The following is a 14,400-nucleotide window of genomic DNA, read 5'->3' as shown; positions in this document are numbered from 1 at the left end:
CCCCGCGGAACCGGCCCGCCTCGCCGACCGGCCAGGTCAGCGGCATCGGCTCGAGGCCGATGCGCTGCTTGATCTCCTCGCACAGGTCCAGCGCGTCGCGGCCCGGCCGGTCCCACTTGTTGATGAACGTGATGACCGGGATGCCCCGGTGGCGGCAGACGTCGAACAGCTTCAACGTCTGCGGTTCGAGGCCCTTCGCCGCGTCGAGCAGCATGACCGCGCAGTCGACGGCCGACAGCACCCGGTAGGTGTCCTCGGAGAAGTCCGCGTGGCCGGGCGTGTCGAGCAGGTTGATGACGGCGTCGCCGTAGGAGAACTGGAGGGCCGCCGACGTGATCGAGATGCCGCGCGCCTGCTCCATCTCCATCCAGTCCGACACGACCCCGCGCCGCCCGGCCTTGCCGTGCACCGCACCGGCCTCGGAGATCACCTTCGCGTGCAGCGCCAACGCCTCGGTGAGCGTCGACTTGCCCGCGTCCGGGTGGCTGATGACCGCGAACGTCCGACGCCTGCTCGCTTCGCGGAAAGCGGCCGAAGGCGAGGTGTCCACCGGAGTGGCGGCGGTCATGCGAGGTCCGTCCGATCTGTAGCTGACGAGGGGCACCGGGAAATCTACCCTGACCCACGGGTTCACTTTCGCCCTGATCGGTGCTAGCGGGGTCACGCCGCGGCGGCGGCCGTCACGTACGGCTCCAGCGCGGTCGCGATCACCGCGTACCCGGCGGGGGAGGGGTGGAAGCGGTCGGCGGAGAACAGGGCGCGGTCGGTCGCGAAGCGGCTCGACAGCTGGGCGCCCACCGGGGCCACGGTGCCGCCCGCCCGGCGCACCGCGTCGCCCTGCGCGCCCGCGTACTGGCCGCTGATCGACGACACCAGGCCGCGGTAGGCGGGTGGGATGTGCGAGACGACGCCGAGGTCCGGTGCGGTGGCCACGACGACCTGCGCGCCGACCCGTCGCAGGGCCACGACGGCGTCGTGGACCTGGCCCGCGCCGACGGCGCTGGGCACGAACGACGTGAGGTCGTTGGCGCCGATGACGATCAGCGCCAGGTCGACCCCGGCGGACAGGGACGCGCGGACCTGGTTCGCGAGGTCGGCCGAGCGGGCGCCGGAGACGGCGAGGACGCGGAGGTCCACGGAGTGACCCGCGCCCCGCAGGGTCCGGGTCAGGCGGTGGCCGAGGGTCTCGTCGGCGCGGGCGCAGCCGACACCCGCGGCGAGCGAGTCGCCGAAGACGTGGAAGCGGAGGACTTTCGGGGTGCTCATCGTCGTGCTCAACGGTCCACCGCGCCGACGTGGTTCCGCTGTTCGTCCTGAGCGGACAGTGACGGACGTCGCCCTGTCGGGTGGAATCGCCGAGGTGGCGGGTGGCTGATCCGTTCGGGAGCGGTCGGAGGTGGTGCGCTGCGACCGGAGGTGGTCTCGTGGCGAAGTCCAACCTGAGGAAGACGCGCCCGCCCGTCGAGTTCGGGCGGCTCCAGTGGATCGCGCTGGCGGTGGGTCTCTTCGACATCGCGACGGCGATCCACCCGCTGTTCGCGTTCGACACCTCCAACCCGCTGCTGCGCTTCTCCACGGGCGTCGCCGGCGTGGTGATGGCCCGCAAGTGGGAGCACGCGCGCCGGTTCGGGATCGCCCTGGTCGTCGGCTACGGCGGGCTGGTCCTCTCGCAGCTCGCCGGGCCGGACCGGCTGGAGCCGGTGACGCTGCTCTATGCGCGCACGGCGTTGAGCGGGGTGCTGATCATCGCTCTGTCGATCCGGGGCGCTGGACCGGCGCCCAGAGGCTCGGCAGGTTGACCACGACGCCCTCCTGGCTGCTGCGGGCGATGATGACCACGGCGTCCTCGTCGCCGGGGTTCTCCTCGCGGTGCGGCGCGTACGGCGGCACGAACACGTAGTCGCCGGGCCCGGTCTCGATGCGCACCTCCCGGTCGCCGTCGGCGAACACGAACACCGGGTGCCCCGACCGCACGTAGATCGACGTCTCGGCCTCGCCGTGGTGGTGGTCGCCGGAGTTCGTCGCGGGGGCCACGTGGGTCTCGCCCATCCACACCTTCCGCGACCCGACCGTGCTGCCGGACACCGCCTCCAGGCGGGTCATCCCGCTGGTCTGGTTCGTGTCGCCGCTCAACTCGCCCGCGCGGACGTGCCGCAGCGAGCCGTGCCAGTCGTCCGTCATGAGGCCTCCAACGCGAACCGGGCGTCCGGGCGGTCGCCGGTGAGGGCCAGGTCGGCCAGGACGCGGCCGACGGCGGGGGTGAACTTGAAGCCGTGGCCGGAGAAGCCCGCGGCCACCACGACCGGGCCGACCCGATCCAGCACGAAGTCCGACGTCGTGGTCGTGGTGTACGTGCAGCTGATCGGGTCGTAGTCGTCCGGATCCACGCCCGGCAGCCACTCCCGCGCGTACCGGCGCAGCTCCAGGAGTTGTGCTGGCTCGGGCCGGAAGTCGCGGTGGTCGGGGTCCACGACCGGACCGGTGCCGTGGAAACCCGCCTTGATCCCCTCGCCGGGGGTGGCGAGGCCGTAGACGCCGCTCGGCCAGCTCGCGTCGAGGTGGTGGGTGAACGACGGCCACACGAGGTCGTCGTTGCGGGCGCGGAAGTGCGCGGGCTGCTCCTGCGTCACCCGCAGCGGCGGCAGCCGCACGAGGGACCCGAGCAGCTTCTCCGTCCACGCCCCGGCGGCCACGACCGCGCGGCGGGCGCGGATCACGCCCGTGTCCGTGCGCACCTCGACCGAGTCGTCGTGGACCGCGATCCCGGTCACCGGCGACTCGTGGCGCACGGTCGCGCCGAGCTTCGCGGCGAGGTCCTGGAGCGCGGTGACGGAGTGGTCGGCGTGCAGCCGCCCGGTGAGGGCGTGGAAGAACACCCGCCCGTCGAAGCGCAGTCCTGGCCAGCGCTCGGCGGCCTCGGCCAGGTGCAGCCACGCGCCGGGGTTGCCCGCGTCGTCCAACGCCCGCGCGAGCAGTTCGAGGCCTGCGGTCCGCCCGTGCGAGACACCGCCGGTCAACGTCAGCAGCGAGCGGCCGGTCTCCGCCTCGACCTCCCGCCACCACGCCAGTGCCTCGTGCGCGAGTCCGATGTAGACGGGCTCGGTGTAGGAGACGCGGAAGATGCGGGACGCGCCGTGCGAGGCGCCCCTGGTGTGGCCGGGCGCGAACCGTTCCAGCAGCAGCACGTCGACACCGCGCCGGGCGAGCTGCCACGCGGCGGCCGACCCCATCGCGCCGCCGCCCACGACGACCACGTCCACGTCCATCAGCTGCCCGCCGTTCTTGATCACGTGCCGCGACCGTAACCCCGCTCCGGTGCCGCGACCAGGGAGTCCACATTGCGGGAACGTCACCGATCCGGCACGCAGCGTGCCGATAGAGCAGGTTCTTGTGGCCCGATATGTACTGATATGCGTGGTTTGATCGGTCAAGAAGCAGAATAGATCTGACTCTTGCTCGGCATTCCGCCGAACGTGTCGTACGCTCCTCGCCAATAGGTCGGATCTATCCGGCAGGAGCGGAACAGATGGCACCCACGACGCCCGATCCCCAGGACGGTCCTTACCGGCCCGGCTACGAACTCGTGGCCGAGCAGTTGCTCGCCTACGTCGCCGAGCACGACCTCCGGCCCGGTGACCGGCTGCCCACCGAGAAGGGGCTCGCCGAGTTGCTCGGCGCGACCCGGAACGTGACGCGGGAAGCCGTCAAGGTGCTCGCCGCGATAGGGCGGCTCAGCGTCCGCAAGGGCGCCGGGATCTTCGTCGCCGCGGCGGGCGATCCGACCGACCAGCAGCTCGTGCACTACCAGCCCACGGACATGGAGCACGTCCTGATGCTCCTGGACTACCGCAGGCTGATCGAGGCCGAGACCGCGCGCCGAGCGGCGACGCTCGCCACGCCGATCGAGGTCAGGGCGGTGCGCGACCACGCGGCGCGGACCGTCGAGGCGTCGCGGGCGGGTGACGTCACCGGGTTCGGGGCGGCCGACGCCGCCTTCCACGACGCCGTGGGCCTGGCCGCCCACAACGTCTTCCTCCAGTCGGGCGTCACCAACGCCCGGCGCTTCGCGGGCCAGTCCGACGTCCTGCTGTTCCACGGCGACGTGCCCGGTTCGCTGGAGACGGCGGGCGCGCAGCACGTGGCCATCGCCGAGGCGATCGCGGCCGGAGACCCCGACCGCGCCTCGGCCCTGATGATCGAGCACGTCGACACGACCCGGCACCAGTTCGAACGCCGGATCCGCGACCGGGTCTTCAACATCCCCGGCCGTCCCCAGGCTCCTGACCAGCGGTTCTCTCCCCTCCGCGAAGCAGGCGCCTGACCACTCCCTCCGCCCGACCCCTCTCCTCCCCGTTCTCGCCCTGAGCGTCGATTGGGATTTCAATGTCGAGATTTCCAGGGTCGATTCGTGCTGCCCGCAGAACGTTCGCCGTGGTCACCGCTGTCGCGCTGGCCACCGGCGGTGCCGTGTCCGCGGCCGAGGCGCACGCGTCCACGACCAGCGTCTACGTCTCCCCGTCCGGGCGCGACAACGCCTCCGGTTCCGCGTACGACCCGTTCCGCACGCTGGAGAAGGCCCGCGACCAGGTGCGAACCCTCCTGCGGTCCGCGCGCGGTGACATCGATGTCGTCCTCCGCGACGGCACCTACCAGCTCGCGAACACCTTCACGCTGACCAGCGCCGACTCCGGTGCCAACGGCCACCGCGTCACGTACAAGGCCGCTCCCGGCGCGCACCCCGTGATCAGCGGCGGCACCCGCGTGACCGGGTGGACCGTCTCCGACGCCGCCAAGGGCATCTACAAGGCACACATCGGATCTCTCGACACCCGGCAGCTCTACGTGGACGGCGAGCTGGAGCAGCGCGCCCGCACCGCGGACAACCCGCCGGGGTGGAGCAAGACCGCCACCGGGTACAAGATCACCGACACCACGCTGCAAAACCTGAAGAACCAGTCGCAGGTCGAGGTGAACAGCCGCTGGGGCTGGATGCACTACCGCTGCCCGGTCCAGTCGATCACCGCGACCGACGTGACCATGCAGCAGCAGTGCTGGCACAACGCGAACCTGCACGAGGGCCAGGAGATCCAGACCCCGAACTGGCTGGAGAACGCCTACGAGTTCCTGGACACCCCCGGCGAGTGGTACCTGGACAAGGCCGCCGGTGACGTCTTCTACCTGCCCAAGCCGGGCCAGAACCTCGCCACCGCCACGGTCACCGTGCCCAAGGTGCAAAGCCTGGTCGACGTCAAGGGCGACGTCGCGCACCCGGTGAAGGACATCGGCTTCGAGGGCCTGACCTTCTCCTACTCCACGTGGCTCGCGCCGAGCGGTCCCGACGGCATGGTGGAGGGGCAGGCGGGCTTCCGGATCGTCGGCACCGACAACCCCACGTTCGACTCGACCCGGTTCGAGTGGGTCAAGACGCCGGGCGCGGTCAACGTCGACCTCGGCCGCGGCATCTCGTTCACCGGCAACACCTTCACGCACCTCGGCGCGGGTGGCCTGAACCTCAACACCGGCACCCAGGGCACCACGATCACGGGCAACAGGTTCACCCAGATCGCGGCCACGGGCGTGCAGGTCGGCGGCGCGGACGTCGTCGACGCCCACCCGGCCGACGCGCGCTCGATCACCAAGGACAACACGGTCTCCAACAACGTGGTGACGAAGGTGGCCGACCAGTACGGCGGTTCGCTCGGCATCTTCGCCGGCTACACCGACCACACCGTCATCAGCCACAACAAGGTCTACGACCTGCCCTACAGCGGCATCAACGTCGGCTGGGGCTGGGGCATGCTCGACAAGGGCGGTGACGCCAACTCGCCCAACAACAACGGCGTGCCGGTGTGGAACGTGCCGACAATCGCGAAGAACAACGTCGTCACCGACAACCGCATCTACGACATCATGAAGAAGCAGGCCGACGGCGGGGCGATCTACACCCTCAGCTCCAACCCGGACAGCACGGTGTCGGGCAACTACATCTCCAACATCCCCGGTCCGGCCTACGGCGCGGTCTACCACGACGAGTCGAGCCAGTACTTCCACACCACCGGCAACGCGTTCTGCGACGTCGCCTTCCAGTGGCTGTTCGTGAACCACGGACTCGACGTCACGGCGGACCGCAACTTCACCACCCAGCCCCGGTACTCCACGCAGGCCAACACCGCGCGGACCACCATCGCCAACAACACGACCGTGGACGGGTGCCAGCAGTTGCCCGCCTCGATCGTCGCCAACGCGGGTCTGGAGCCCAAGTACCGGAGCCTGGACCCCGACCCGGCGCCGACGGACCGCCAGGACCCGACCACGCCCGGCACGCCGACCGCCATCGCCCCGTTCCCCACGATCGCCGACCTGACCTGGTCCGCCTCGAAGGACAACACCGCCGTCACGGGGTACTCGATCTTCCAGGACGGCAAGCTGGTCAGCGCCTCCAAGGACCCGAAGGTCCGGATCACCGGCCTCACGGCGGGCAAGAAGTACACCTTCACGGTCAAGGCCCGAGACGCGGCGGGCAACGAGTCCAAGGCCAGCCGCAGCGCCGTCGTCACCCTGCCGGCGGGCACGAACCTGGCCCAGGGCAAGCCCGTCACGGCCTCCACGTTCTCCGACGGCCACGCCCCGGAACTCGCGGTGGACGGCGACCTGAGCACCCGCTGGGCGCAGGCCCTCTTCCTCCCGGATCCGTCGTGGATCCAGGTGGACCTCGGCGCGCAGTACAACGTCAGCGGCATCATCACCACGTTCGAACTGGGCGGCGGCTACAAGTACCGCCTGGAGGTCAGCCCGGACCAGACCCACTGGGTGACCGTCGATGACCACACCGCCACGAACACGACCGCCAACGCCAACTACTCGTCGCCGCCCGCCCCGGTCGCGGGCCGGTACGTCCGGCTCTCCATCACCGGGACCAGCGGCAACGGCGGCAGCATCTACGAGCTCCAGGTCTACGGCGCCGCCCAGACCGGCGGCCCGGACACGCAGGCCCCCGTCCTGTCGGCCAACCCCACGGCGAACGTCCTGCTGCCGACCCTGCTCGACCTGAGCTGGCCCAAGGCCACGGACAACAACGGCGTGGCCGGCTACACCGTGACGCAGAACGGCCAGCAGATCGCGTTGACCGCCCAGACCACGTTGCGGGTCGCGAACCTCGCGCCCGCCACGGCCTACACGTTCACCGTGGCGGCACGGGACGCGGCGGGCAACGAGTCGGCCGCCCGCACGCTCACCCTGACCACCCCTCCGGACACGAACCTGGCCCTGCGCAAGCAGGTCACGGTGTCCTCGTTCTCCCAGCCCAACACCCCGGACCTCGCGGTGGACGGCGACCTGGGCACCCGGTGGGCGCAGGGCCTCGGCCTGCCCGACCCGTCGTGGATCCAGATCGACTTCGGCGCGGTCACGTCGTTCAAGAGCGCGGTCCTCACCTTCGAGCTCACGAACGGGTACAAGTACCGGCTCGAGTCCTCGGTCAACGGCACCGACTGGTCCACTGTGGACGACCACACGGCGGTGGCCACGACCGACCGGACGAACCTCGCGCTGGGGCAGACCTCGGTGCAGGCGCGCTACCTGCGCCTGACCGTCACCGGCTCGAACTTCAACGGCGGCAGCCTCTACGAGATCCAGGCGTACGGCGGGTTCTGAGCCACCTCCGGCAACAGGAAGACACCATGAAGATCACCGAAGTCGAAGTGCACCGGTTCGCGATGCGGGCCGCCGACCCGCCCTTCCGGTGGCGGCACGGCCTGGGCGGCAGCGCGCCCGCGGGCACCGGAGCGGTGCTGCGGATCGGGACGGACGAGGGCGCCGAGGGCGTCGCCCTCTTCGCCCGGCCCGGAGCCGCGCCGGTGCTGGAGGACCTGGTCGACCGGGTGTTCCGCGACGAGCTGCTCGGCCAGGACCCGTTCCAGCGCGAGTGGCTGTGGCACCGGGTGTGGGAGCTGGACCGGATCGAGGAGCTCCCGCTCCCGGCGCTGGGTCTGGTCGACGTCGCGCTCTGGGACCTGGCGGGCCGGGTGCACGAGCAGCCGGTGTGGCAGCTGCTCGGCGGGTTCCGCACCGAGATCCCGGCGTACGCGTCCACGTCGACCTTCGCCACCACGGAGGAGTTCCTCGACGTCGTCGACCAGTGCCTCGACCTGGGCTACCGCGGCATCAAGCTGCACGCCTGGGGCGACGCCCGCCGTGACGCGGCGCTGTGCCTGGCGCTGCGGGAGCACGTCGGCCCGGACGTGCCGCTGATGTACGACGGCTCGGCGGGCTTCGACCTGCCGGACGCCGTGCGGCTCGGCCGGGCGCTGGGGGAGGCCGACTACCTCTGGTACGAGGAGCCGATGCGCGAGTTCAGCATCAGCGCCTACCAGCGGCTGGCCGAACTCGTGGAGGTCCCGCTGCTGGTGGGGGAGACCTCCGACGGCGCGCACATGAACTCCGCCGACTTCATCAAGGCGGGCGCGGCCACCTTCGGGGTCCGCGCGAGCACGACCCTGCGCGGGGGCATCACCGGCGCCATGCGCACGGCACACCTGGCGGACGCCTTCCGGCTCCGCGCCGAGGTGCACGGCTCGGACATCCCGAACCAGCACCTCTGCATGGCGATCAGCAACACCACCTACTACGAGTCGCTCGTGACCTCCCGGACCGTCGTCCGGGAACGGCACGTGGACGCCTCCGGCCTGGTCCACGCACCCGCGGGCCACGGCATCTCCCTGCCCGCCCGCTTCGACTACGGCCCGGACCTCGAGCGGTTCGTCGAGCAGGTCGCGTAGCACTTCCCCCGCAGTACGAGAAAGGCACAAACCCATGTCAACGAAGTCAGGGGCAAGACGCCGGGTGGCGTTCGCGGTGCTGTCCGCCGCCGTCGCGCTCTCCGCGTGCGCCAGCGCCGAGCAGTCCACCACCACCGGCGCGTCCGCCGGGGAGTTCAAGCAGGCCGAGCAGACCGCGGGCTCGGAGATCGTCGTCTGGGCCGACTCGACCCGGATCCCGGCCGTGCAGCAGTACCAGGCCGCGCACCCGGACGTGAAGATGAACGTCGTCACCTACGACGGCAGCGCGGACGGCTCGACCTACCTCCAGACCAAGGTCCAGCTGTTCGACCGGACCGGCAACGGCTGGCCGGACGTCGTGTTCGGCGCGCCCACCGACGTGACCTGGGCGTCCAGTCCGACCGGCCCGAACGCGACCGCGTTCGCCGCGCCCCTGGACCAGGACCTCGTGCCCAAGGACATTCTCGACGGGTTCGCCAAGGGCGCGCTCGACCCGTGCAAGTTCAACGGCCACACCTACTGCCTGCGCAACGACATCGCGCAGGTCGTGCTCTGGTACAACAAGGCGCTGATGGACCAGTTCGGCTACCAGGTCCCGAAGACCTGGGAGGAGTACCAGGCGATCGGGGAGAAGGTCGCGACGGAGCACCCCGGCTACCTCGTCGGCTCGGTCGGCGACACCAACTCGCACGAGTCGTACTTCTGGTCCAGCCAGTGCCCGGCGTTCTCGCTGGTCGAGGCCAACACCCTGAAGGTCGACCTGGCCGACAAGAACTGCACCCGCATGGCCACCCTGCTGGACAAGCTGATCGCGGCCAAGTCGGTGTCCACGCAGGGCTTCTTCAGCCAGGGCTTCGCCAAGGACAACGACGGCAAGGTCCTGATGGCCAACGGCCCGTCCTGGTACGGCAAGTACCTGTTCGACTCGGCGTTCAAGGTGCCCGCCGGGCAGATCGCCGCCGCCGGACCGCTCACCTGGTCGGGTGAGTCCACTCCCGCGACCGGCAACGTCGGCGGCGGCGTGTGGATGGTGTCCTCGCACAGCAAGAACCTGAAGGCGTCCACCGACCTGGCCACCTGGCTGACCACGTCGAACGACTTCCAGGCCAACGCCCCGACCTACCCGGCGTACGCGCCGGCGGCGAAGGCGTGGCTGGCGAACCCGGCGAACAAGGCGTACTTCGCCACCGACGTGACGGACGTGTTCACCAAGGCCGCCGACGAGGTGTGGACGGGCTGGTCGAACACGAAGTTCAGCGACTCCACCGCGTGGTCGAACGTCGTCCTGCCCGCGTTGACGGCGGGCAAGACGCTGACCGAGACGCTGCCGCAGTGGCAGTCGACGATCATCGACGAGGCGAAGTCCGTCGGCTACCAGATCGCGGGCAAGTGACGGCCCTCGACACCGGGGCCGCCCAGGTGGCCGTGCCCGTCCAGCCGGTTCGGCAGCGCCCCTCGCGGCGCCGCCGGACCGGCTGGTCCGGCTACCTCTTCGTCTCCGGCTACACCGTGCTGCTGGTCGCGTTCGGGATCTTCCCGACCCTGTACGCGTTCTTCCTGGCCCTGACCAACGACCGGGGCCAGTTCACCGGGCTCAACCAGTTCGTGAAGGTGTTCGGCGACTACCGGTTCCTGCCCGCGTTCCTCAACATCGGCGTGTACCTGGTCATGTGGCTCGCGTCGCTGATCGTGCTCACGGTCGTCGTCGCGGTCGTGCTGCGCAGCCGGATGAAGCCGGGCCTCTCGGCGGTGTTCCGGTTCCTCTACTACGTGCCCGGCGCGCTCGCGGGCGTGGCGAGCGTGCTGGTGTGGCTGTTCATGCTCGACCCGGCCGTCAGCCCGGCGTCGTGGCTGCTGGAGTCGCTCGGCTTCGACAGCTTCGCGGCCGTCCTCGCGCCCGGCGACCTGCCGGTGATCTTCGTGCTGATCGCGTTCTGGACCGGCGCGGGCGGGTGGATCGTGGTGATGTACGGCGCGCTCAACAACATCCCGGACGAGGTGCTCGAAGCCGCGCGGATGGACGGCGCGGGACCGTGGCGCAGCGCGTGGAACGTGCAGATCCCGATGATCCGCAAGTGGATCGCGTACATGGCCATCCTCGCGTTCGCCGCGGGCACGCAGCTGTTCGTGGAGCCGCAGCTGCTCCAGACCGCGAGCCTCGGCCGGGTCAGCCCGACCTGGTCGCCCAACCAGCTCGCGTACGTCTACGCCTTCCAGCACGGCGACTTCAACGGGGCCGCCGCCATCTCGATCTTCCTGCTGGCGCTCGGACTGCTGGCCGCGGGCCTGCTCGTGACCCGGTCGGACCTGTTCACCGTGGAGGAGTCATGACCGTGGTCGCGAGGACCCGACCCGAATCGAGCCGCGCGGCCACGGCCGCCGTCGTGGTGCTGTTCCTGGCGCTGGTGGTGTTCTTCATCCTGCCGGTGCTCTGGCTGCTGCTCGCCCCCACGAAGACCGCGGGGCAGCTGATCAGCGACGGGCCGCTGTCGTTCGGGTCGTTCGGCAACGTCGCCACGGCGTGGCGGCACCTGGTCGACTTCCAGGACGGCATCCTGCTGGTCTGGCTGCGCAACTCCGCCGTCTACTCGGCCATCACGCTGGTGATCACGCTCGCCACGAGCATCCCGGCCGGGTTCGCGCTCGCGCTGTCGAACTTCCGCGGCCGCAAGGCGCTGCTGGTGACCACGCTGATCGTGATGATCATGCCGTCGGCCACGCTGGTGCTGCCGATCTTCCTGGAGCTCAACGAGTTCGGCCTGATCGGCACGATCTGGTCGGTCGTCCTGCCGTTCTCGTTCTACCCGTTCGGCGTCTACCTCGTGTACATCTACTTCGCCACGTCCATGCCCACCGACATCCTCGCCGCCGCGCGGATCGACGGGTGCTCGGAGTGGCAGCTGTTCACCAGGATCGCGCTGCCGCTGGCGAAACCGGTCGCGGCGCTGGTGGCGTTCTTCAGCTTCGTGGGCAACTGGAACAACTTCTTCCTGCCCTACCTGGTCCTGCCCAACACCGACCAGTTCCCGCTCCAGGTCGGCCTGAACCAGCTGCTGTCGTCCACGCCGTCGTTCAACCCGGTGGCGGGCGCCGGCCTGAACATCACCAGCCCGGAGCTGGCGCTGGCGATCATCGTCGCCATCCTGCCGGTGCTCGTGCTGTTCCTGTTCTCGCAGAAGGCGCTCGTGTCCGGGATGCTCGCCGGGGCCACCAAGGGCTGACGCCGCCCTCGCGCGAGGCGAGGACGGCGTCAGCGGCTCGGGTCAGAGCGCCGGGTAGGCGTTCTTCATGAGCTCCTGGAACTGCGCGGAGAACCACTGGCCGGACAGCGGGGCGTCCGGCAGGGCACCGGACATGCTGTTGCCGTTGCGGGCGTTGCCGGTGTACGTCGGGTCGCACATCCGGTCGAAGCCCTTGCCCTCGTTGTTCGGGATCTCCTTGCTCGCACCGTCGGACTCGCCCGGCGGCTTGACCCACACGTAGGCGTCGATGCCCGAGGCGGGAGCGGCCGTCGGACGCGCGCCGAGACCCGCGCCCTTCTGGTTGCACCAGTTGCCGAGGTGGATGCGGCGGTCGATGCGACCGCCGTCGACGTACGCGTCGGCGCTGGTCGTCGGGCCGGGGCCCGTCGGACGGGCGGAGCCGCCCCAGCCGTTGCGCGAGGTGTCGATCAGCATGCCGATGCCCGAGTCGAACCCGGCCGTGATGGCCTGCTGGCGGAACGCCTGGGCGTAGGACAGCTCGTCGACGTACCGGTTCCAGTCGATCCACTTGGCCTTCTCGCGGATCGGCGTGCCGCCGACCGAGTCGCCGATCTTGAAGTACGGCTCCGTGGTGGCGCCGTAGTTCGCGGTGTTGGCGATGAAGCCGTGCACGTTGGCCTTGGTGCTGCCGGAGGCGTTCGCGGCCTGGTAGAGCAGCGCGGCGGTCGGGGCGAAGTTGTCGTCCCAGCCGAGCCAGCCGTGGTGGCCGATGTCGATGTAGTTGTAGACGTTCGACACCGCGCCGAGCTTCGCGAGCGCGTAGCCGACACCGGTCACGTAGTTGCCGTTGGCCTTCATCACGTCGCAGTTCGCGGTCGCGGTCGGGCGCGGGGTGACGTTGGTGACCAGGTTGGGCAGCGAGTCGATCTCGACGATCGTCACGATCCGCAGGTTCGCGTAGGCGGGCCTGGCGAGGATCGCCGCGATCGGGTCGATGTACTCGCTCTCGTAGCGCCCGATCTCCGTCGGCCCGAGCTCACCGTTGGACGCGAGCGCGGAGCAGTCGCGGCCGGGGAGGTTGTAGATGACGAGCTGGATCGTCATCGTCCCGCCCGCGGCCTGCCGCACGGCCTCGTCGAGGTGGCCGACCAGGCCCCTGGAGCTGGACGTGCCCGCGATCGCGGCGATGCGGTCGAGCCACACGGCGGTCGGCTGGTTGGAGATCCGGCTGCCGCCCGTCTCGGCCGCGGCCTTCGCGGACCAGTCCGGGTTCACGTAGACCTTGCTGCCCGCGTACGGGTTGTCCACCCGGCTGCCGCCACCGGGGTTGCCCGGCGTGGTGGTCGTGGTGGTCGTCGTCGTGGTGGTGGTCGTGCCCGGCTGGCCGGTGCACGTGACGTTGTTCAGCGAGAACGACGTCGGCGCCGTGTTGGTGCCGCTGTAGGTGCCGTTGAAGCCGATGTCGACCGTCGCGCCCGTGCCGATGCTGCCGTTGTACGACATGCTCGTCGCGGTCACGGCGGCGCCGGACTGGGTCCAGGTGGCGTTCCAGCCCTGGGACACCTTCTGGGTGGTGCTGGGGAAGGTGAACTTCAGCGTCCACCCACCAGAGATGGCGTCGCCGACGTTGGTGATCTTGACCGACCCGGTGAACCCGCCACCACCCCAGTTCGAGGAGCTGTAGTCGACCTTGCAGCCCGGCGCGGCGGACGCCTGGGTGCTCGTCGCGACGCCGATCATGGCGACGAACGTGGCGACCGTCGCCCCTATCGCCGCGATGCGCACACCTCGGCGCGGTGGGCTCGGGTGCCCGTTTGCAGGGGAACTCATCTTTGCGATCTCCTCACGACGCCTTTGTCATGGATCTCGTACGTGGGGCGGTCGTCCGGACTTCTGCGTCTGGGAGCGCTCCCAGACAGGAGGGTAACGGCAGCGTTACGCGGTGTACAGACCGCATTTTCGGGCGATAGCGCCCAGTCCACAGTGGATGGTCAACTGCCGATACTTTCGGCATATGGAGGCATTTCCTGGCAAATGGGCTGCTTGGTTGCCATCGATCGGCCGGTGCTGCCGCCAGGGGGAGTAGGACGCCTTCGGCTGGATGGACCTTGCCGACGAACGTCGGTGCCGCATCTCGACTGGGAGCGCTCCCAGAAATGTGTCGAACAGACCCCGTTCCGCGCGTTTTACGGCCATCGCGGAACCGGTCCCGAACTTCCGGAACCCACCGAAACGCCACCGCCGGTAGTCACGCGAGACCGCCGTTGCGCGGTCGGCGGACGGTGATCGGGGATGGCGTCGACCTCGGCCGGCTCGGTGCCTCGGCTCGGTGGCCATTCGGCTTGAGGGCTCCGGCGACTTCGATCGGCTTCCTCGGTGCTGCCACCCCCTGGCCCGGTTCTCCTTCCTCAAACCGCCTT

General features: G+C 69.9%; 12 protein-coding genes. 7 read left to right on the top strand and 5 right to left on the bottom strand.

Features of this window, described 5'->3' with window-relative positions:
- Nucleotides 1–568: GTP-binding protein (locus ACFWW9_RS35670; protein ID WP_390386697.1), on the bottom strand; the 568-nt coding region annotated here is incomplete at its 3' end.
- 92 nt (nucleotides 569–660) lie between these two features.
- The gene (locus tag ACFWW9_RS35665; RefSeq protein ID WP_390386696.1) at nucleotides 661–1,266 is read right to left on the bottom strand and encodes an SGNH/GDSL hydrolase family protein; all 606 of its coding nucleotides are present in this window, start codon (nucleotides 1,264–1,266) and stop codon (nucleotides 661–663) included.
- A 158-nt stretch (nucleotides 1,267–1,424) separates the two neighbouring features.
- Here ACFWW9_RS35665 and ACFWW9_RS35660 point away from each other — a divergent pair, with 158 nt between their 5' ends.
- Nucleotides 1,425–1,799 carry a hypothetical protein gene (locus ACFWW9_RS35660; RefSeq protein ID WP_390386695.1) on the top strand — a complete coding sequence of 125 codons (375 nt, stop codon included), beginning with the start codon at nucleotides 1,425–1,427 and terminating at the stop codon, nucleotides 1,797–1,799.
- On the opposite strand, the gene ACFWW9_RS35655 is transcribed toward ACFWW9_RS35660, so the two are convergent.
- Nucleotides 1,744–2,181, bottom strand: coding sequence for a cupin domain-containing protein (locus tag ACFWW9_RS35655; RefSeq protein WP_390386694.1), 438 nt, complete (start codon nucleotides 2,179–2,181; stop codon nucleotides 1,744–1,746). The genes ACFWW9_RS35660 and ACFWW9_RS35655 overlap by 56 nt on opposite strands.
- Entirely contained in the window at nucleotides 2,178–3,290 is a 1,113-nt protein-coding gene (locus tag ACFWW9_RS35650; RefSeq protein ID WP_390386693.1) for an FAD-dependent oxidoreductase, read from the bottom strand. Before ACFWW9_RS35650 ends, ACFWW9_RS35655 begins: the two co-directional genes overlap by 4 nt.
- 236 nt (nucleotides 3,291–3,526) lie before the next feature.
- Between ACFWW9_RS35650 and ACFWW9_RS35645 the strand changes: the two genes are divergently transcribed.
- From ACFWW9_RS35645 to ACFWW9_RS35620, 6 genes are all read left to right on the top strand, one after another.
- On the top strand, nucleotides 3,527–4,321 hold the full coding sequence (locus ACFWW9_RS35645; protein ID WP_390386692.1) for a FadR/GntR family transcriptional regulator: 795 nt from the start codon (nucleotides 3,527–3,529) through the stop codon (nucleotides 4,319–4,321).
- A 110-nt stretch (nucleotides 4,322–4,431) separates the two neighbouring features.
- On the top strand, nucleotides 4,432–7,653 hold the full coding sequence (locus ACFWW9_RS35640; RefSeq protein ID WP_390386691.1) for a discoidin domain-containing protein: 3,222 nt from the start codon (nucleotides 4,432–4,434) through the stop codon (nucleotides 7,651–7,653).
- Nucleotides 7,654–7,679: 26 nt separating this feature from the next.
- The gene (locus ACFWW9_RS35635) at nucleotides 7,680–8,777 is read left to right on the top strand and encodes an enolase C-terminal domain-like protein (RefSeq protein ID WP_390386690.1); all 1,098 of its coding nucleotides are present in this window, start codon (nucleotides 7,680–7,682) and stop codon (nucleotides 8,775–8,777) included.
- Between the two features lie 34 nt (nucleotides 8,778–8,811).
- Nucleotides 8,812–10,170 carry an ABC transporter substrate-binding protein gene (locus ACFWW9_RS35630; RefSeq protein ID WP_390386689.1) on the top strand — a complete coding sequence of 453 codons (1,359 nt, stop codon included), beginning with the start codon at nucleotides 8,812–8,814 and terminating at the stop codon, nucleotides 10,168–10,170.
- Complete coding sequence (locus ACFWW9_RS35625) at nucleotides 10,167–11,108, top strand: carbohydrate ABC transporter permease (RefSeq protein ID WP_390386687.1); 942 nt, start codon at nucleotides 10,167–10,169, stop codon at nucleotides 11,106–11,108. The genes ACFWW9_RS35630 and ACFWW9_RS35625 overlap by 4 nt, the downstream gene beginning before the upstream one ends.
- A complete protein-coding gene (locus tag ACFWW9_RS35620; RefSeq protein ID WP_390386685.1) occupies nucleotides 11,105–11,998 on the top strand; it encodes a carbohydrate ABC transporter permease in 894 nt (297 codons plus the stop codon). Before ACFWW9_RS35625 ends, ACFWW9_RS35620 begins: the two co-directional genes overlap by 4 nt.
- A gap of 42 nt (nucleotides 11,999–12,040) precedes the next feature.
- Here ACFWW9_RS35620 and ACFWW9_RS35615 read toward each other — a convergent pair whose 3' ends face one another.
- Nucleotides 12,041–13,810 (bottom strand): glycoside hydrolase family 6 protein, encoded by a 1,770-nt coding sequence (locus tag ACFWW9_RS35615; RefSeq protein ID WP_390386684.1) that lies wholly within the window; start codon nucleotides 13,808–13,810, stop codon nucleotides 12,041–12,043.
- Between the last annotated feature and the right edge of the window lie 590 nt (nucleotides 13,811–14,400).

Origin of the sequence: Umezawaea sp. NPDC059074 (assembly GCF_042738955.1) — a bacterium.
In the GTDB taxonomy this organism is placed as follows: domain Bacteria; phylum Actinomycetota; class Actinomycetes; order Mycobacteriales; family Pseudonocardiaceae; genus Umezawaea.
This window is presented reverse-complemented; position numbering and strand designations above follow the sequence as displayed.

Coding starts and splice junctions, on each gene's coding strand:
- ACFWW9_RS35620 (WP_390386685.1), top strand. CDS start 11,105: ATGACCGTGGTCGCGAGGACCCGACCCGAATCGAGCCGCGCGGCCACG.
- ACFWW9_RS35615 (WP_390386684.1), bottom strand. CDS start 13,810: ATGAGTTCCCCTGCAAACGGGCACCCGAGCCCACCGCGCCGAGGTGTG.
- ACFWW9_RS35630 (WP_390386689.1), top strand. CDS start 8,812: ATGTCAACGAAGTCAGGGGCAAGACGCCGGGTGGCGTTCGCGGTGCTG.
- ACFWW9_RS35645 (WP_390386692.1), top strand. CDS start 3,527: ATGGCACCCACGACGCCCGATCCCCAGGACGGTCCTTACCGGCCCGGC.
- ACFWW9_RS35655 (WP_390386694.1), bottom strand. CDS start 2,181: ATGACGGACGACTGGCACGGCTCGCTGCGGCACGTCCGCGCGGGCGAG.
- ACFWW9_RS35635 (WP_390386690.1), top strand. CDS start 7,680: ATGAAGATCACCGAAGTCGAAGTGCACCGGTTCGCGATGCGGGCCGCC.
- ACFWW9_RS35665 (WP_390386696.1), bottom strand. CDS start 1,266: ATGAGCACCCCGAAAGTCCTCCGCTTCCACGTCTTCGGCGACTCGCTC.